14 protein-coding genes are annotated in these 18,850 nt (G+C 68.5%); 9 read left to right on the forward strand and 5 right to left on the reverse strand.

Features of this window, described 5'->3' with window-relative positions:
• Nucleotides 1-98: 98 nt before the first annotated feature.
• Nucleotides 99-1,733, forward strand: coding sequence for an MDR family MFS transporter (locus GS4_RS21265; RefSeq protein ID WP_007624481.1), 1,635 nt, complete (start codon nt 99-101; stop codon nt 1,731-1,733).
• 88 nt (nt 1,734-1,821) lie between these two features.
• Here the strand turns inward: GS4_RS21265 and GS4_RS21270 are convergent, their stop codons facing one another.
• Complete coding sequence (locus GS4_RS21270; protein WP_007624483.1) at nt 1,822-3,045, reverse strand: acetyl-CoA C-acetyltransferase; 1,224 nt, start codon at nt 3,043-3,045, stop codon at nt 1,822-1,824.
• A 10-nt stretch (nt 3,046-3,055) separates the two neighbouring features.
• Nucleotides 3,056-4,006, reverse strand: coding sequence for an SGNH/GDSL hydrolase family protein (locus tag GS4_RS21275; RefSeq protein ID WP_439644634.1), 951 nt, complete (start codon nt 4,004-4,006; stop codon nt 3,056-3,058).
• Between the two features lie 119 nt (nt 4,007-4,125).
• Between GS4_RS21275 and GS4_RS21280 the strand changes: the two genes are divergently transcribed.
• The 3 genes from GS4_RS21280 to ilvA all read left to right on the forward strand — a co-directional run bounded on the left by GS4_RS21280 (nt 4,126) and on the right by ilvA (nt 7,999).
• Nucleotides 4,126-5,523 carry a cystathionine beta-synthase gene (locus GS4_RS21280; protein ID WP_007624486.1) on the forward strand — a complete coding sequence of 466 codons (1,398 nt, stop codon included), beginning with the start codon at nt 4,126-4,128 and terminating at the stop codon, nt 5,521-5,523.
• A 75-nt stretch (nt 5,524-5,598) separates the two neighbouring features.
• On the forward strand, nt 5,599-6,771 hold the full coding sequence (locus tag GS4_RS21285; RefSeq protein WP_007624487.1) for a cystathionine gamma-synthase: 1,173 nt from the start codon (nt 5,599-5,601) through the stop codon (nt 6,769-6,771).
• An 82-nt stretch (nt 6,772-6,853) separates the two neighbouring features.
• Nucleotides 6,854-7,999, forward strand: a complete 1,146-nt coding sequence (ilvA, locus tag GS4_RS21290; RefSeq protein WP_439644635.1) for a threonine ammonia-lyase — start codon at nt 6,854-6,856, stop codon at nt 7,997-7,999.
• 27 nt (nt 8,000-8,026) lie between these two features.
• Here the strand turns inward: ilvA and GS4_RS21295 are convergent, their stop codons facing one another.
• The gene (locus GS4_RS21295) at nt 8,027-8,545 is read right to left on the reverse strand and encodes an SRPBCC family protein (RefSeq protein ID WP_007624489.1); all 519 of its coding nucleotides are present in this window, start codon (nt 8,543-8,545) and stop codon (nt 8,027-8,029) included.
• 126 nt (nt 8,546-8,671) lie between these two features.
• Between GS4_RS21295 and GS4_RS21300 the strand changes: the two genes are divergently transcribed.
• From GS4_RS21300 to GS4_RS21320, 5 genes are read left to right on the forward strand one after another with little or no spacing between them, the layout of a single operon-like run.
• The gene (locus GS4_RS21300; RefSeq protein WP_007624490.1) at nt 8,672-9,673 is read left to right on the forward strand and encodes an ABC transporter permease; all 1,002 of its coding nucleotides are present in this window, start codon (nt 8,672-8,674) and stop codon (nt 9,671-9,673) included.
• Nucleotides 9,670-10,494 (forward strand): ABC transporter permease, encoded by an 825-nt coding sequence (locus GS4_RS21305; RefSeq protein ID WP_007624492.1) that lies wholly within the window; start codon nt 9,670-9,672, stop codon nt 10,492-10,494. The genes GS4_RS21300 and GS4_RS21305 overlap by 4 nt, the downstream gene beginning before the upstream one ends.
• Nucleotides 10,487-12,034, forward strand: coding sequence for an ATP-binding cassette domain-containing protein (locus tag GS4_RS21310; protein ID WP_007624493.1), 1,548 nt, complete (start codon nt 10,487-10,489; stop codon nt 12,032-12,034). The genes GS4_RS21305 and GS4_RS21310 overlap by 8 nt, the downstream gene beginning before the upstream one ends.
• Nucleotides 12,031-13,602 carry an ABC transporter substrate-binding protein gene (locus tag GS4_RS21315; RefSeq protein WP_007624494.1) on the forward strand — a complete coding sequence of 524 codons (1,572 nt, stop codon included), beginning with the start codon at nt 12,031-12,033 and terminating at the stop codon, nt 13,600-13,602. Before GS4_RS21310 ends, GS4_RS21315 begins: the two co-directional genes overlap by 4 nt.
• Nucleotides 13,603-13,641: 39 nt before the next feature.
• The gene (locus GS4_RS21320; RefSeq protein WP_040511386.1) at nt 13,642-16,962 is read left to right on the forward strand and encodes an AfsR/SARP family transcriptional regulator; all 3,321 of its coding nucleotides are present in this window, start codon (nt 13,642-13,644) and stop codon (nt 16,960-16,962) included.
• Here the strand turns inward: GS4_RS21320 and GS4_RS21325 are convergent.
• Together GS4_RS21325 and GS4_RS21330 are read right to left on the reverse strand one after the other, a co-directional pair.
• Nucleotides 16,944-17,786 (reverse strand): ABC transporter permease, encoded by an 843-nt coding sequence (locus GS4_RS21325; protein ID WP_007624496.1) that lies wholly within the window; start codon nt 17,784-17,786, stop codon nt 16,944-16,946. The genes GS4_RS21320 and GS4_RS21325 overlap by 19 nt on opposite strands.
• The gene (locus GS4_RS21330; RefSeq protein WP_040511404.1) at nt 17,783-18,841 is read right to left on the reverse strand and encodes a daunorubicin resistance protein DrrA family ABC transporter ATP-binding protein; all 1,059 of its coding nucleotides are present in this window, start codon (nt 18,839-18,841) and stop codon (nt 17,783-17,785) included. Before GS4_RS21330 ends, GS4_RS21325 begins: the two co-directional genes overlap by 4 nt.
• Nucleotides 18,842-18,850: the final 9 nt, after the last annotated feature.

The following is an 18,850-nucleotide window of genomic DNA, read 5'->3' on the forward strand; positions in this document are numbered from 1 at the left end:
TGAAGTGAAGGTCACAGTCGCCCGTCGGTGTCGCATCCGCGATGAGTTCGACGGTCGCACCGAGTCAGCACCTCAGAACAGATGCGAAAGGAAACACTGTGACCGCACATGCCAACTCCGACGCCGCAGCACCGGAGACGCCACCTCCGGGTGACCGATTGTCGCGTGCCAACCTGCTGTTGATCGCCGTACTGCTGGTCGCGTCGTTCGTCGTGATCCTCAACGAGACCGTGATGAGTATCGCGATCCCGGTACTCCAGGAAGACCTCGGCGTCGACCCCAGCGTCGGCCAGTGGCTGACGACGGCCTTTCTCCTGACGATGGCCGTGGTCATCCCGCTCACCGGATTCCTCATCCAGCGAGCAGGCGCCCGGGTCCTCTTCATCGCGGCGATGTCCGCGTTCACCGCTGGGACCGCGGTGGCGTTCTTCGCGCCGAACTTCCAGGTGCTGCTCGTCGCCCGGGTGATCCAGGCCTTGGGCACGGCGATCATGCTGCCGCTGCTGATGACCACCGTCATGACGGTCGTTCCCGAACATCGTCGGGGTGTCATGATGGGCAACATCTCGGTGGTCATCGCCGTCGCACCCGCGCTCGGCCCGACCGTCTCCGGCTTCATCCTCGACCACTTCGGGTGGCGGTGGATCTTCGGCTTCGTCGGACCCATCGCAGCCGTCGCGCTCATCGTCGGATCCGTGTTGGTCAAGCCGGTCGGCGAGCGGATCAAGACCCCCATCGACTTCCTGTCCATCCCGTTGGCCGTGCTCGGCTTCGGTGGACTCGTCTACGGCCTCGCCGGGATCGGTGAGGCCGCGGAGTCGGGGGCGGCGGTGCCACTGTGGATTCCGTTCACCGTCGGTGCGGTCGCGCTCGCGGCCTTCCTCGGTCGGCAGCTCGCACTACAGCGACACGATCGTGCGCTGCTCGATCTCCGCGTGTTCAAGTCGGGGCAGTTCTCGCTGGCGATGGTCGCGATGGTCGTCGCGATGGGCACCATGCTCGGCACCTTCATCGTGGTGCCGTACTTCGCGCAGGCAGTACTCGGGCTGGACCCTCTGACGACCGGGTTGCTGACACTTCCGGGTGGTCTGCTGATGGGTCTCGCCGGACCGATCGTCGGGCGGATCTACGACGCCGCCGGACCGCGCGTCCTGACCGTTCCCGGTGCCGTCATCGTGAGCCTCGGTGTCTGGTTGCTGACCACCGTCGATCCGTCCTCGTCGCCGTGGCTGCTGCTCGGTGCGAACGCATTGCTGTGCCTGGGGCTGGCAGCGACGTTCACGCCACTGATGACCCTGGCGCTGGGTTCGGTGGAGCCGCGCCTGTACTCACACGGCTCGGCCGTGCTCGGCACCTTCCAGCAGGTCGCCGGCGCAGCCGGAACCGCGTTGTTCATCACCGTGATGACGGTCGTGGCGTCGGGTCAGCGCGAGGCGGGGGTTGCGAACGCGGAGGCCATCAGCGACGGTGTACAGCGCGTGTTCCTGGTCGCCGGTCTCCTCAGCTTCGTGCTGATCGCCGTCGTGGCCTTCGTGCGGAAACCCGCGGAGCCCGACGTCACGATCGGGCACGGCGCAACAGGGGCGGATGCTCCGGGGCCCGAGGTGACCGAGGCCATCGGTACCGAGGCCACCAGCACCGAGGCCACCAGCACCGAGGCCACCAGCACCACGGCCACCGGGACCGCGGAGATCGCACCGAGCGCCGAACCCGAGGTGCCCGAGCGCGTCTGACCGGACGAGTCCGAAGCCACCCACAGAGACGAGCGACGCCTGACCGAGGATCTCGGTCGGGCGTCGCTCGCTGGTGGTTCCGAGCAGATCAGCTCAGGCGCTCGAGCACCATCGCCATGCCCTGGCCGCCACCGACACACATCGTCTCGATGCCGAAGGTCTTGTCGTGGGTCTGGAGGTTGTTCAGCAGGGTGGTGGTGATGCGAGCACCGGTCATGCCGAACGGGTGGCCAAGCGCGATGGCTCCGCCGGAGACGTTGAGCTTGTCGTGGTCGATGCCCAGTTCGTTCGCCGAACCGAGAACCTGCACCGCGAAGGCCTCGTTGATCTCGAAGAGGTCGATGTCGGAGATCGAGTGACCCGACACCTTGAGGACCTTGCGGACCGCCTCGATCGGGCCGAGGCCCATGATCTCCGGCGACAGTCCGGTGGCGGCGGTGGCGACGACGCGGGCCAGCGGGGTCAATCCGAGTTCCTTGGCCTTGGTATCGCTCATGATGACCAGCGCCGCAGCACCGTCGTTGAGCGGGCAGGCGTTACCGGCGGTGATGGTGCCGTCGGGACGAAAGACCGGCTTGAGCTGCGAGATCTTCTCGTAGGTGGTGCCGGCGCGCGGGCCGTCGTCGGTGGCGACGACGGTGCCGTCGGGCGTGGTCACCGGGTCGATCTCACGCTCGAAGAAGCCTGACTTGATGGCTTCCTCGGCACGGTTCTGGCTGCGCACGCCCCAGTGGTCCTGGTCTTCGCGCGAGATGCCGGTGAAGGAGGCGACGTTCTCCGCGGTCTGGCCCATCGGGATGTAGACGTCGGGGATGAGGCCGGCTGCCCGGGGATCGGTCCAGGCCGGTGCGCCACCCTGGGTGGTCTGCTCGGTCCGGGCCTGTGCCTCGTCGAAGATCGGGTTCTTGGAGTTCGGGGCGCCGTCGGCGGCACCCGAGATGCCGAAGCTCGACACGCTCTCGACACCGCCGGAGATGAACACGTCACCCTCGCCGGCCTTGATGGCATGCAGTGCCATCCGCGTCGTCTGCAACGACGACGAGCAGTAGCGGTTCACGGTCACGCCGGGGACATGGTCGAGCCCGAGCTCGACGGCGATCACGCGGGCGATGTTGTAGCCACCCTGGCCGCCGGGCTGGCCGATGCCCCAGTGGATGTCCTCGATGTCGGCGGAGTCGAGTGCAGGCACCTTGGCCAGCAGGGTCTCGACGATCTGCCGGGACAGCTCATCCGGGCGGATGTCCTTGAGGGACCCCTTGCCGGCGCGGCCGATGGGGGAACGGGCATGGGCGACGATCACTGCTTCAGGCATGTGAGTGAGGTTACTTCACGAGCTTCCGGAACCGAGCAAGCAATCGGTTGTTCTCGACGGCCTCGGAGACCTCCGGGGGCGTCGGCAGCGGCGCAGGTCCCCACTCGCCGATGGCGGCGAGCACCTCCGGGATGAGGAGGTCGGCCGCGAGGGCGTAGCCGGCCGCGGACGGGTGGTAGCGATCCGGGGAGAACATGTTGTCCGGTTCGGCCAGGAACTCCTTGGCCAGCAGGTCGGCGAGTGGGACCGCCCGACCGCCCGCTCCCCGGACCGCGCTGCGCTGTGCGGCTGCGAGTTGCAGTCCCCATCGGCGCAGCACCGACCGCAACGGCTGAGGGATCGCGGTGATCACACCGAAGTCGGGACAGGTGCCGACGACCACCTTGGCGTCGATGGCGACGAGTCGTGCGACGGCGGCGCCCAGACGTCTGGCGGACGACGGGACACCGTTCTTCGCGGTGACGTCGTTGGCGCCGATCAGGATGACGGCCACATCGGGCCGCTCGTGCGCGATGATCATCGCGTCGATCTGGGCGGCCAGCCCCTTGGACGTCGCGCCGACGATCGCCTTGTTGCTGTAGCGGATCGTCTTGCCGGTCTCCGCCGACACCCGACGGGCCACCAGGACGCCGGGTGTCTCGTCGGCGGTCTCCACTCCCAACCCTGCCGCGGTCGAGTCACCGAAGACAGTCAGGTGCAGGTCGATGAGGGCGTCGCGGGTCACCCGATGGGGACCGGTGCCGTCCGGCAGGTAGAGGCCGTCGCCGTCGGGAGCGTTGTCGGTGCGGTGCGGGATGACACTGCGTGCCGCGGCCGCCTGACTGCTCAAGTAGTTGTAGGCGGCCCAGGAGGCGCCGGCACTGGCAGCGGTCGCGGCGAGCGTCGCGCCGACGTCCCGGAGGATGCGCGAATCGCGCAGGGACCGCGGGTCCACCGGCAGATTCCGAGTCGATCCGGACACGAGGCCAGCTTAGACCGAGCCTGCTGCGTCCCCGGTCAGGCCGACGGCGAGATCGATCACGCGTCACCGATTACGACGGTGGGTTCGAAGACCGCCGCCCGCTCTGGAACCATGGAGGCATGCGCATCGCCAATCATGTCGTCGACCTCGTGGGCAACACTCCGCTGGTCAAGCTCAACTCGGTCACGACACCCGGTTCGGGCCTGGTCGCGGCGAAGGTCGAGTACCTCAACCCGGGTGGCAGCTCCAAGGACCGGATCGCGGTGCGGATGGTCGATGCCGCGGAGGAGTCGGGCGAGTTGAAGCCGGGCGGCACCATCGTCGAGCCGACCTCGGGCAACACCGGCATCGGGCTGGCCCTGGTCGCCCAGCAGCGCGGTTATTCGTGCGTCTTCGTCTGCCCGGACAAGGTCGGCGAGGACAAGCGCAACGTGCTGCGCGCGTACGGCGCCGAGGTGGTGGTGTGCCCGACCGCCGTCCCGCCGGAGCATCCTGACAGCTATTACAGCGTCTCGGACCGACTCGTCCATGAGATCGAGGGCGCGTGGAAGCCGAACCAGTACGCCAATCCCGCCGGCCCGCAGAGTCACTACGAGACCACCGGTCCGGAGATCTGGGCGGACACCGACGGGAAGATCACGCATTTCGTCACCGGCGTCGGTACCGGCGGCACCATCACCGGTACCGGTCGCTATCTCAAGGAGGTGTCGGACGGGAAGGTCAAGGTCGTCGGCGTCGATCCAGAGGGATCGGTCTACTCCGGCGGCACCGGACGTCCCTACCTGGTCGAGGGGGTCGGTGAGGACTTCTGGCCGAGCGCCTACGACCCGACCATCCCGGACGAGATCATCGCCGTCTCCGATGCCGACTCCTTCGACATGACCCGACGGCTCGCCCGCGAAGAGGGGCTGCTGGTCGGCGGATCGTGCGGTATGGCCGTGGTGGCCGCGCTGCAGGTCGCCGAGCGCGAGGGGCCGGACGCGGTGGTCGTGGTGTTGCTGCCCGACGGCGGGCGCGGCTACATGGCCAAGATCTTCAACGACGAGTGGATGAGCAGTTACGGCTTCCTGCGGACGCCGCTCGACGGCAAGTCCAAGGGCGAACCGCTGGTCGGCGACGTGCTGCGTGCCAAGACCGGGTCGCTGCCCGACCTGGTCCACACACATCCGCAGGAGACGCTGCGCGACGCGATCGAGATCTTGCGCGAGTACGAGGTCTCGCAGATGCCGGTCGTCGGTGCCGAGCCGCCGGTCATGGCCGGCGAGGTCGCGGGGGCGGTGACCGAACGTGATCTGCTCAGCGCGGTCTTCGAGGGACGCGCCAACCTCGCCGATCCAGTGTCGGCACACATGAGTGAGCCCTTCCCGCTGATCGGTTCGGGTGAGCCGGTGTCGGCGGCCACGAAGGCGCTCGGTGAGTCCGATGCACTGATGGTCGTCGAGGAGGGCAAGCCGATCGGCGTCATCACCCGACACGATCTGCTCGCCTTCGTGAGCAGCCACCCCATCACCGGCTGACCTCGCGGCCGAAGTCGCGAGCCAGATCAGCAACCCACCGACACACACATCAGACCGAGCAAGGGAGCACGCACCGTGAGTGAGCACCGCAGCGCCGCGGATTCGGCACGCTGGCAGGGATTCTCGACCCGTGCCATCCACGCCGGCTACGAGCCGGACCCGTCGACCGGTGCGGTCAACGTGCCGATCTACGCCAGCTCCACCTTCGCCCAGGACGGCGTCGGCGGTCTGCGCGGCGGGTTCGAGTACGCGCGGACCGGCAATCCGACACGGTCGGCGTTGGAGGCCAATCTCGCTGCGCTCGAACAGGGTACGTATGGTCGGGCGTTCGCGTCCGGTATGGCGGCCACCGACGCGCTGCTGCGTGCGACGCTGCGACCCGGCGATCACCTGGTCATCCCGAACGACGCCTACGGCGGCACATTCCGACTCATCGACAAGGTGTTCTCACAGTGGGGGATCACCTATTCGGTGGCCCCGGTCTCCGACGTCGACGCGGTACGCGCGGCCATCACCCCGGCCACCAAGCTGGTGTGGATCGAGACCCCGACCAACCCGCTGCTCAACGTCGGCGACATCGCGGCGCTCGCCGGTGTCGCGCACGAGGCAGGCACGAAGCTGGTGGTGGACAACACCTTCGCGTCGCCGTACCTGCAGGTGCCACTCACGCTGGGCGCCGACGTCGTGCTGCACTCGACCACCAAGTACCTCGGTGGACACTCCGACGTCGTCGGCGGTGCGCTGGTCACCGATGACGAAGAACTCGACAGTGCCGTCGCCTTCCTGCAGAACGGCGCCGGGGCGGTCCCGGGAGCCTTCGACGCGTTCCTCACACTCCGCGGCATCAAGACGCTCGGGGTGCGGATGGATCGGCACAGCGACAACGCCGAGCGGGTCGTGGAGTTCCTCGAGGCCCACCCCAAGATCGACGCAGTGCTCTACCCGGGCCTCTCCTCTCATCCGTCGCACGCGGTCGCCGAGAAGCAGATGAAGCGGTTCGGCGGCATGGTGTCGGTGCTCGTCAAGGGCGGACTCGATGCCGCACAGGACTTCTGTGCCCGCACCGAGGTGTTCACGCTCGCCGAGTCGCTCGGCGGGATCGAGTCGTTGATCGAGCACCCGGGTGCCATGACGCACGCATCGACCGCGGGCTCGCTGCTCGAGGTGCCCGACAATCTGGTCCGACTGTCGGTCGGCATCGAGGACGTCGCCGACCTGGTCGGCGACCTCGAGAACGCGCTGCGCTGACGGTCGCGGATCGCATCGGCCTGGCATCGTGATCATCAGCTCCGCCGAGATTGACTCGGCCGTGGTAGCTCTGGCCCCGGTCATGCGTCGCACGCCGGTGGTCGCCTCTCGGGTGTTGTCGGAGCAGTTGAGTGCCGACGTCTGGCTCAAATGCGAGAACCTGCAGCGCACCGGCTCGTTCAAACCGCGGGGCGCCTACTTGCGGATCTCACGTCTCGACGATGAGCAACGGTCGCGTGGTGTGGTCGCGGCCAGCGCGGGCAACCATGCCCAGGGGGTCGCGTGGTCGGCGACCCAGCTCGGCATCGCATCGCGGGTCTACATGCCGGTCGGGGCGTCGATACCGAAGATCTCGGCGACCAGATCCTATGGCGCCGAGGTGATCTTGCAGGGCGAGACGGTCGATGAAGCGTTGACCGCCGCCCATGCCCATGCCGAGGAGAGCGGTGCCGTCCTCATCCACCCCTTCGACCATCCCGACATCGTCGCCGGGCAGGCGACCGTCGGGACCGAGATCATCGAGCAGGTACCGGATGTCGATGCCATCGTGGTGCCACTCGGTGGTGGCGGGCTGCTCGCGGGGATCGCTGCCGCAGCTGCCGTCCACCGCCCCGACACCCGTGTGATCGGTGTCCAGGCCGCCGGCGCCGCGGCGTGGCCGGGGTCCCTGCAGGCGGGTGAGCCGACCCCGGTCGGCACGATGGACACGATGGCCGACGGCATCGCCGTCGCCCGTCCCGGCGCCGTCCCGTTCGCGCATGTGTCCGAACTCGTCGACGACGTCGTCACGGTGAGCGAGGAGGCCATCAGCACCGCGTTGCTGTTGATGGTGGAGCGGGCGAAGCTGGTGGTGGAACCGGCCGGGGCCGCCGCGGTGGCGGCGGTGATGTCCGGACAGGTGGACGTGTCGGGGCGGGTCTGCGTCGTGCTCTCCGGCGGCAACATCGACCCCTTGCTGCTCACCCACGTCACGACGCACGGACTGAGCGCCGCGGGTCGCTACCTGACGGTGACGGCGACCATCTCCGACAGTCCCGGCGGGCTGATGGAGTTCCTGGCACTCCTGCGGGATCTGGGCGCGAGCGTCGTCGACGTGACGCACTCGCGGGTCGCCGGATCGCTCCGACTCGGTGAGGTGCAGGTGACCGTCAGTGCCGAGACCCGCGGCCCCGACCATCAGTCGGAGGTACGGGAAGCGTTGGCGCAGGCGGGGTTCCTGCGCTCCTGAACGAGGTGTCCGCGCCGGCTCCGATCGCTACCGCGCGGGCTCGAGATGCGCGAAGTGCGCCAGTGTGTCGGCCTCGACCGTCTTGAAGACCGTCGACGCGGTCGGCCCCGAGAACGCGGTGACCGCCTTGGCCTTCGACGGCAGCTCGAGTGCGAACGTCCAGATCAACCGGGACCCGACATCGGCGGGCTGGATCTCGGTGTACTCGCCGAAGCGTTTGGTGCCGGGCACGCTGGCATCGAGCACCCCGAAGGCGTTGCGGTATCGCTCGGCGTCGGCGTCCTCCTCCCACAGGAAGAAGTGTTCGTGCAGGGTCGTCAGCCCCTTTGCCAGTTTCGCCGTGCGGGTGGTGCCGACTCCGTAGGGCGCGGGGGAGGTGAACTCGATGGAGGTGATCGCCCGACACCAGTCGAGGGTGTTCTGGCGAGTCAGTTCCGCCCATGCCCGAGCGGGCGACACCGGGATGCGGGCGTCGATCCGATACGTGATCTGCGCGGTGTCGAAGAAGTCGATGTCGATCGTTTCCAGGGGATAGGTGCGGGCCATGGACGTCGACCCTAGCCATCGGGAGGCCGCGGGTCACGCGACCACGTGGTCGGATCGCGCACAGTTTCGCTCGCGATGAACAGAAGTCTCGACGGCACACCACACCTGCGCCGAAGATGGCATGCGATGTCTTCGGCAGCCGAGGGCGAGTTCCGGTCGCCGGGCCATCCCCTGTTACTCCGTCTCCTGCGCGTGGTCGGGATCGCGGTCCTCACCCTGTTCCTCGCCAGCATCGTCGTCTTCGCGGTCCTGCGGTTCGTGCCCGGCGACCCGGCGACAGTTCTGGCCGGTGCCGACGCGGATGACGACACCATCGCCGCGATCCGTGCGCAACTCGGCCTCGACCGGCCTGTGCCCGCCCAGTACCTGCACTGGATCGGGGCGCTGGTGACCGGCGACCTCGGCCGCGCCTACGTGGTCGGGGGCGACATCGCCGGCCTCGTCGGGCATGCACTGGCGAACACGCTCGTGCTGGCCGTCGGCGCGCTGGTGGTGGCCCTGGTGATCACCGCGGTGCTGTCCCTCGCCGTGGTCCTGTTCCCACGACCGTGGCTCGTGGCGCTGGTCAACGGATTCCAGGCGTTGTCGATCGCGGTCCCGACCTTCGTGACCGGGGTGGTGCTGGTCTCGGTGTTCGCGGTGGCCGTCCGCCTGCTGCCTGCCGGTGGAACCCCGCCCCGCGGCTATCTGGACGACCTGTCGATCACGGCGCAGTACCTGATCCTGCCGTCGATCTGTCTCGGACTCCCGGTGGCGTCGGCACTCACCCGGTTCCTCACCGAGGCATTGCGCACCGAGTTGGCCGAGCCGTACGTGACGACGGCGCGCGCGGCCGGTGTGCCCGAACGCCGCATCGTCCTCAACGGTGCGCTCCGCAACGCGCTGCCACCGACCGTGACAGTTCTCGGACTCCAGATCGGCGGACTGTTGGGTTCGGCAGTGCTGGTCGAGGCGATCTTCGCGTGGCCGGGGCTCGGGCAACTGCTGGTGCAGGCCATCAACGCGCGCGACTATCCGCTGGTGCAGGTCCTGTTGCTGTTGTCGGTCGCGGTGTTCATCGTGACCGCGACACTCACCGAACTCGCGCAGACCCTGCTCGATCCCGCGGCCCGGGCGGGTGTGTCGTGACACCGGCGGTCGGCATCTCTGCCCGTATCCGACGTCCGGGGCAACTCGCGGTCGGCGGTGCCGTCGTCCTGGTGGTCGTCGCGCTCGGACTGCTCGCACCTCTGCTCGCCTCCCACGACCCGCTGGAACAGATCTCCGGTGCCAATCTGCTGCCGCCGGGCGCCGATCACCTACTGGGCACCGACGAACTCAACCGCGATGTGTTCAGCCGCGTGCTCTACGGCGTCCGGACCACGCTGCTGGTGCTGGTGACCGCGGTCCCCATCGGTGCGGCCGTCGGCATCGCGATCGGACTGCTCGCTGCGGTGAGCGGGATCGCCGACACCGTCTCGGCGCGCGTTTTCGACGTGGTGCTGGCCTTTCCCGCGGTCATCCTCGCGATCACCGTCGCGGCAATCCGTGGCCCGGGCACGGCAACGGTGATCATCGCGATCGCCATCACCGAGATCCCGATCTTCGGACGACTTGCGCGCAATGAGGCGACGAGGGTGATCGCGGCGCCCTATGTCGAGAGCGCGCGCCTGTCCGGTGCGTCTACGTGGTGGACGTTGCGCACACATGTGTTGCCCAACGCGATCGAGCCGCTGGTCGTGCAGTTCGCACTGTCGTTGTCACTCGCCGTGTTCGTCGAGAGCGCGATGAGCTTCATCGGGGTCGGCGTCCGGCCGCCGGACCCCTCGCTGGGATCGATCCTCGCCGACGGTGTGTACGCGTGGGACGTCAACCCGGGACATCCGCTGGGGCCGCTGGTGATGATCGCCCTGCTGTCGTTGGGGTTCCTGCTGATCGCGCAGGGGCTGGGACGGCGGCGACGTGACTGACCGCGCGCGGGTACTCGACATCACCGACCTGGTCATCCGCACCGGGGATCGGACACTGGTCGACGGCCTCTCGGTACATGTCGACGCGGGCGAGATCGTCGCGCTGGTGGGCGAATCGGGCTCCGGCAAATCGCTGACCGGGCGCGCCGCGCTCGGACTGGTCCCCGACACCCTGACGACGACCGGCTCCGTCGTGGTAGCCGACCGACAGATCGTCGGTGCGTCTGCGGCAGAGCTGCGCGGACTGCGGGGCACCGCGGTGTCGATGGTGTTCCAGGAGCCGCAGTCGGCCCTCAATCCGTCCCAGCGGGTGGGCCGCCAGATCCGTGAGGTCCTGCGGGCGCACCGGCGGGTCTCGCGTGCCGAGGCACGGGCCACCGCGATCGACCTGCTCGAGACCGTCGGCATCCCCGAGCCGAGGACCCGCGTCGACTGGTATCCACACCAACTGTCCGGCGGGCAGAAGCAACGGGTCGTCATCGCTCTCGCACTGGCCGGCGACCCGGGCCTGCTCATCGCCGACGAGCCGACCACCGCGCTCGACGCGACGGTGTCGGCGGCCGTTCTCGACCTCTTCGAGCAACTCCGGACCGAACGTGATCTGGGCATCCTGCTGATCACCCACGACATGGGGGTGGTCGCCGAGCGTGCCGACCGGGTAGTGGTGGTGCGCAACGGCGAGTTCATCGAGGAGGCGACGGTCGCCGATCTCTTCGCCCATCCCACTCACGAGTACACCCGCGAGTTGCTCGCGGCGGTCCCCACACCGTCCCCGTCATCGACCAACGTGCCCGGCGACGACACGCTCGTCTCCGTGCGTGACCTCACGGTCCGGTACCCCGCAGCGGCGGGGGCGCCCGCCTTCACGGCGCTGCGGTCGATCGATCTCGAGGTCGCGCGCGGGGAGGTCCTCGGAGTGGTCGGCGAATCCGGCTCGGGCAAGACCACATTCGGTCGTGCGCTAGTCGGTCTCGCGCCGGTGGTCTCCGGATCGGTCGACCGGCGGACAGACCGGTTGGCGATGGTCCATCAGGATCCCTTCGCCTCCCTCGACCCGCGATGGACGGTGGCGCGCAGTGTCGCCGAGCCGTTGGTGGTCTCCGGGGAGGTCCGCGGCCGGGAAGCGAGGACCCGTGTACTCGAGTTGCTCGACGCCGTACGCCTGCCCGCCGAACTCGCCGACCGGCTGCCTCGTCATCTGTCCGGTGGACAGCGGCAGCGGGTGGCACTGGCGCGGGCGCTTGCTGCGCGGCCCGACCTCGTCGTCGCCGACGAACCGACCAGTGCTCTCGACGTGTCCGTGCAGGCCGACGTCCTGCAGCTGTTCACCGACCTCCAGCGTGAGCTGGGGTTCGCGGCGGTGTTCATCACCCACGATCTGGCCGTGGTCGGGCAGGTCGCCGACCGCATCGCCGTGTTCCGGGAGGGCCGGCTGGTCGAATGGGACACGGCGGCAACCGTGTTCGACACCCCACGCGCCGACTACACCCGCGAACTGCTGGCTGCGGTGCCGATCGCGATCCCCCGGGAGGCCCGATGAGCACCTCGTTGAATCGGCGGGCGTTTCTGCGGGCAGCCCTCGCGGCGGGTTCCGCGGGAGCGGTCGCCGTGCTCGCCGGATGCGAGTCGGCGGTGCGGCAGGCCGAGCAGGCCGGTACCGGATCGGGCGAGTCGGGCGGCCGCCTGGTCATCGGGTCGTCGACCGACGTCGACCCCAAGACCGTCTACTCGCAGTCGATCACGTCGATGACCATCGGTCTGCTTGTGTGGGACACGCTGATCCGGTACGACCACCGTACGTTGACACCGACACCGTCTGTGGCGACGTCGTGGGACCTGACCCCCGACGGCTTGTCGATGCGGCTGGTCCTGCGCGACGACGTCCACTTCCATTCGGGGCGTCGGCTCACGTCGGAGGACGTCGCCTACGCGGTCCGGACCTACGCGGCCGCGGCGTCGGCGTCCCAGTTGCAGTCGACAGCTGCGGCGATCCGTGAGGTCGACACCTCCGATCCGGGAGTCGCCGTTCTCCACTTCGCGCGTCCGATCGTGAACATCTTCGACCTGCTCGAGTTCATGTTGCTGACCGACAGTGAGAGCGGCGACGCCTTGACCGCGGGGGACTCGTTTGTCGGGACCGGGCCGTTCCGGGTGACCGGGCGTGAGGTCGGGTCGACGCTAAATCTCGCCCGCAACGATCGGTACTGGGCCGGTCCGGCGACCATCGACGCCGTCACCCTGCGGGTCGTACGCGATCCCGGTGCGCTGCTGACCTCCGTGCGTGCCCGACAGTCGGATCTCGTCCTCGACGCATCGCCGCAGTCCCTGCGGCCGTTCCGCGACGAGGCGCTCTACCGCGTGCAGTCGTTGGATGTCGACGATGTCGCCTACTACGTGGGCGTCAACGTCGCGGACGAGAGGTTGGGTGACAAGCGTGTGCGGCAGGCGATCTCGTACGCGGTCGACCGGCAGCGGATAGTCGATGAGGTGTTGGTCGGACGCGGGATCGCCAGCAGCGCACCGTGGGCACGCACCTCACCGGCGTTCACCGAGGCTGCGCGCGTTGCCTACGACCACGATCCCGACCGGGCACGATCGTTGCTGGACGCTGCCGGATGGCGGTCGGGCGATCGGTTGCTGCTGTCGTACGGCTCGGGATCGGCGGCATCACGCAACATCGCGGCCATCGTGCAGAACGACCTCGCCGGGGTCGGCGTCACGGTCACGCTCGACCCACGTGAACAGGCCTCCTACAACCCGTTCCTGAAGTCCGGAGACCACCAGCTCTGGATCAGCCCGCACGGGTTCGGACAATCGAATCCCGCGACCCTGGCGACCGGGGCCGCCCCGTTCAAGCCCGCCGGCAACCTCTCGGGGTTCACCAGTGCTGACTACACGGCTGCCGTCGCCCGGTTCACCGAGATCGTCGATCCGACGTCGCCGGCGGCCCGCGCGGTGTACCGGCGCTACACCGACATCCTGCTCGACGAGCAGTTCTTGATCGACCTGGCGATCACCTCGTGGACCAATGTGTCGCCGGCACGGGTGAGCGGTCTGCGATCGAATCTCTACAAGTACATCGACGTCCACGGCGTGACGGTGCGATGACGGCGTACCCCTGCGCAACCTGGTGACTACTCTGACGGGGTGTCCGGAGATCGCGTTCCCCTGATCGGTCTGCTGGGCCCGATCGCGGTCGGGTTGACGGTGCCGAGGCAGGAGTCGGTGTCAGATCTCCGTGAGGTCCCGGGAACTCGGGCAAAACGGTTGCTGGCCGCGTTGGCGTTGGCCGGCGGTCGGGTGCGTTCGGCGGACCGACTCATCGACGACGTGTGGGGTGACGAGCCGCCAGGCTCACCGCAGTCGGCGTTACACACCCAGATCTCACGTCTGCGCCACGCACTCCCGCCGGGAGTGCTCGAGGCGCACGGCAGCGGATATCGGCTGACCACGCACGTTCTCGATCTCGACGTGGTTGGTGCGCTCGTGGCCGAGGGGAGCGCTGCAGCACTCGTGGACGCCACGCGGTGGTGGCGAGGCGAACCCGGCGACGATCTCGGAGTCGGGTCGCCGGTCGGTGAGGCGCTCGTGGAACGTGTACGCGCGCTACGCGACTCGGTGGATCGGCGGAGGACCGCACAGGCACTTGCCGACGGTGACCCGGAAACGGCGCGCGAGATCGCCGAACGGCGCTGTGCGCGTGACCCGCTGGACGAGTCGGCCCACGCGGACCTGATGCGCTCCCTGGCCGCAACCGGTCGCACAGCCGACGCGCTGGACGTGTTCGCCCGACTGCGACGCCGACTGTCGGCAGACCTCGGTGTCGATCCGGGAGTCGAGATCGCCGCCCTCCATGTCGATCTGCTGGCGGGAGCCGGTGGTGCGACCTCGATTGACCGGGGCCCGACGGGGCGGACGACGTGGGCGACCACGACGCCAGCATCGAGGCGGTCGATCGGACTGCGTTCGGCGACGAGCGAACTCATCGGCCGTGATGGTGAGGTCGATGCGATCGTCGACCACCTCGACCTGCGCGGCGAATCGACGCCGGGTGGACGGGTGGTCACGGTGCTGGGGCCCGGCGGTGTGGGCAAGACACGGATCGCCACCGAGGTCGGTCATCGTGCGCTGGCCGCGGGGGTCTCCGTCTACTACGTGCCACTGGCGTCGGTGCGCGCCGACGAGGACGTGGTGGTGTCCATCGCGGCCGCGCTGGGAGTCGGCGAGACCGAGTTGACGCCATCGGGCCGCCCGCGGATGGCACCGGGTGACCTGACGGCTCGACTCGAGGACGTCCTCCGCGGCCGGATCACCCTGCTGATCCTCGACAATTGCGAGCAGATCATCGATGGCTGCGCACGCGTGGTCGCCGACCTCGTAGCCGGAGTCGATCGACTGCGCGTGTTGACCACGAGCCGGACGCCGCTCGCTATCGGCGCGGAGCGGGTGCACCCGCTGCCCGTGCTGCAGGCCGACGCGGCGGACGCTCCCGCAGTCGAACTGTTCGGGCTCCGCGCCACGGCGGTCCGGCCCGATGTCCCCCTTCCCCGCGAACAGGTGGCCGATCTGTGTCGGCGACTGGACGGGCTACCGCTCGCGATCGAGTTGGCGGCGGCCCGGGTGCGCACCATGTCCGTCGGCGAGATCGCGGACCGTCTCTCCGAACGGTTCGCGCTGCTCCGGTCGGGGGATCGCACAGCGCCGGATCGGCATCGGACGTTGTCGGCGGTGATCGAGTGGAGCTGGGAACTCCTCGACGACACCGCACGTGAGACCCTCATCGCCCTCTGTCGTTTTCCGGATGGATTCAGCAGGTCGGCCGCCGCCGCTGTCACCGGGCTCTCCGGCATCGCACTCGACGACGCACTGGAGGATCTGCTGAACCAGTCGTTGCTCGCGGTCGGGGAGCGTGCCGGTGCCACCCGATTCCGGATGTTGGAGATGGTCCGGGAGTTCGGCGAGGCGCGCCAGGACGACGCGGCCGCGCACGAGGTTGTGACGAGGATGGGCACCTGGGCGGTCGACCTCGTGAACGGCCTACAGGATCGCGCCGAGAACGGCGACCACTCCGGTGGTCTCACCGGTCTCGGCGCCGAAGCCGACAACCTCGTGTGGATCCTGCGGCAGGCGATCGAGCCCCCCGAGTCGGTCGGGCGGCCTGACGACGCCGAGCGAATCCTGATCACGGTGTTCCCGGGACTCTCGTACTTCTGGACCGTCCGCGGTCTGCACGGTGACACCCGGTCATGGGGCAAGCGGGTGGTCGAGGCTCTGCCGTCGCCGCCGCAGCACCCGGACGAGACCACGCGGGAGCACTGGCAGATCACCACGATCGTCGGCATCCTGCACTCGGTGATGACACAGGACCTCCGGGTGGTCGCCCGGGCCCGGACCATCCTGCGGCAGCTGCACCGGCCGGCCTCCGCGAACTCCGCGCCGGGCGAGTTCATGGCGGCGATCGCGCTGTCCCGCAACGAGATCGCCGGATACCGAATCATCTGCGAGGGCGTGTTGTCGAGCAACCAGGAGGTGCGAACCCTCGCTGTCTCGATGCGATCCAACAGTCGGGAGAACCGTGGGCTGATCCGTACCGCGCTCGCCGATTCGACGGCCTGGGGGCGGATCGCCGAGGGAAGCCGATACGCGCCGTGGTTCCGGGGTATGTGGCACTCGAACACCGCCAGTCTGTACGGCCAGCAGGGGCGCTACGCCGAGGCGGCCGAACTGTACGGCGCCGGCGTCGAGTTGCTGGACGACCTGGGGGCAGACGAGGACGCCCGCCAGGTCCGCGCCTTCTACTCGCTCTCGCTGCTCGCCGACGGTCGGCCCGACGAGTCGCGCCGACAACTGGAGATCCTCACCGCCGACCTTGATCTCGATGCCGATGATCCGCAGGGCAATCCGGAGATCATCGGTCCGGCGCTGCTGTGTCGGGCAGAGGCGCTGTTGCTCGCCGACGGCCCAGGAGCGGCGCCCGCGGCAGCGTTCCGTCGCGCCGCCGACGTGATCCTCGACCAGCACCCGTTGGGCACCGCAGACCCGTCGGTGCTGCTCGTGGTGAGTGGGACCGTCGCAGGCCTGGTCTGTGCCGGACACCCGGAACTCGCCCGCGGACTCGAACAGCACCTGGTCGGCGGTGTCGACAGCATGGTGTACGGCCCTGGGTGGCAGGACCTTCCGCAGGTCGGCGCCGCCGCGCTCGCGGTCGGTGCACTCCGGTCGGCGTCGACGCCGGGCGACGAGGTCGGCGCCCGCCTGCTCGAACTGGCTCACGAACTGCCTGCGCGACAGGACTACCCGTCATTGGGCACCTTGTGGCGGACCACAGGTAAGCAATTCGGGGGGCAGGAACTCGACAGCGAGAACCCGGTGGCCCGACATCGGTCGATGCCGCGCCACCGGGCGCTTGCCGAGATCCGTCGCCTATTGTCTGATTGCGCTCCGGATGGTCACGCGTTGCGCATGTAGGCGCGAACCGCCAACGGTGCGAACACGATCGTGATGACCGCGGCGCCGAGCAGGGCCCACACCACGTGGATGCCGGCATGACCGGATGCGGTCAACTCGCGGACCGCGGTGACGAGGTGGCTGACCGGGTTGACCTTGACGAAGCCCTGCAACCAGCCCGGCATGGTGTCGACCGGCACGAAGGCATTGGACATGAAGGTCAGCGGGAACATGATCAGCATCGAGATGCCCTGCACCGCCGACGCCTTGCTCATCAGGCAGCCCATCAGCGCGAAGATCCACGAGACCGCGAAGCTGCAGACCATCACCAGCAGGGCAGAAGCGACCACGCCGAAGAGGTCGGGGCGCCACCCCATGATCACACCCATCAGGACGGTCAACACCGTCGCGATGAGGTAGCGGATGACGTCGGCGAGCAAGGCTCCGGCGAGTGGGCTGATACGGGCGATCGGCAACGATCGGAAGCGATCGAAGACGCCCTTGTCCATGTCCTCACGCAATTGGGTACCGGTCACGATCGAGGTCATCACGACCGTCTGCACCAGGATGCCCGGGATGATCACCGGCAGGTACGCGGCGACGTTGCCGCTGATCGCGCCACCGAAGATGTAGGTGAACATCAGCGTGAAGATGATCGGCTGGATCGTGACGTCGAAGAGCTGCTCCGGGTTGTGCCGGATCTTCAGGACGCCGCGATAGGCCATGCTGAACGACTGGGTGATGGTCTCGACGAGGCTGATCGATCGTTTGGCCTCGGCCCGCTTGGCGCGGGTGGTGATGACCGGAGAGCGGGTGGTCGAGCGGTCGAGAGTGGTGGTGGTCATGGCTGTGCTCCCTCGGGGGTGCTGGTGGACGCGGTGTCTGTTGATGCAGATGTGCTGTCCTCGTCGGCCGGACGGCCGGTGATGGTGAGGAACACCTCGTCGAGGCTCGGCTTCTGGACGGTGATCTCATCGACGTCGATACCGTTCTCGCGCAGCGCGATCAGGACATCGGGGACGAGATCGGACCGGCGCAGCGACGCGGAGACGCGCGCGGCCTCGGGACTCAGGGTCGCGGGTTCGCCGAGGACCTGCTCGGTGATCTCGGCGACGCGCGGGGCGTCGGCGCGATCGGCTGGGATGAGTTGCAGGGTGCTGGCCCCGACCGAGTGTTTGAGCTCGTCGGCGGTGCCGTCGGCGATGACGCGACCGTGGTCGATGACCGCGATGCGGTCGGCGAGCTGATCGGCCTCGTCGAGGTACTGCGTGGTGAGCAGCACCGTGGAACCGCCGGACACGAGCCGGCGGATGGTCTCCCACATCTGCGCACGTGTCCGTGGGTCGAGGCCGGTGGTCGGCTCGTCGAGGAACAGCAGCGGCGGGGTGTCGATGAGGCTGGCGGCGAGGTCGAGACGCCGCCGCATACCGCCGGAGAAGTTCTTCAGAGGTCGGTTCGCCGCCTCGGTGAGCGAGAACTCCTGCAGGAGTTCGTCGGCGCGCGATCGGGCGGCCGGCCGGGAGAATCCGAGCAGCCGTGCGAAGAGCACGAGGTTCTGGGTCGCGGTCAGGTCCTCGTCGACCGAGGCGTACTGGCCGGTGACACCGACCAGCGATCGCACGGCGACGGCGTCGCGGACGACGTCGTATCCGAAGACCGTCGCGTCGCCGGCGTCGGGCCGGAGGAGGGTTGCCAGCATGCTGACGGTAGTGGTCTTACCGGCCCCGTTGGGGCCGAGGACGCCGTACACCGAACCGGTCGGGACGGCCAGATCCACGCCGTTGACGGCGCGGGTCGATCCGAAATGCTTCACCAGGCCGCGGGCGTCGATCGCGAGCTCGGGCTGCGAGCGCGCCGATGCCGTGACGGCGGCGGTGTCGGGGGTGAGTGCTGTGGTCATGTCGACCAC

The organism is Gordonia soli NBRC 108243, from assembly GCF_000334455.1.
GTDB classification, from domain to species: Bacteria; Actinomycetota; Actinomycetes; order Mycobacteriales; family Mycobacteriaceae; genus Gordonia; species Gordonia soli.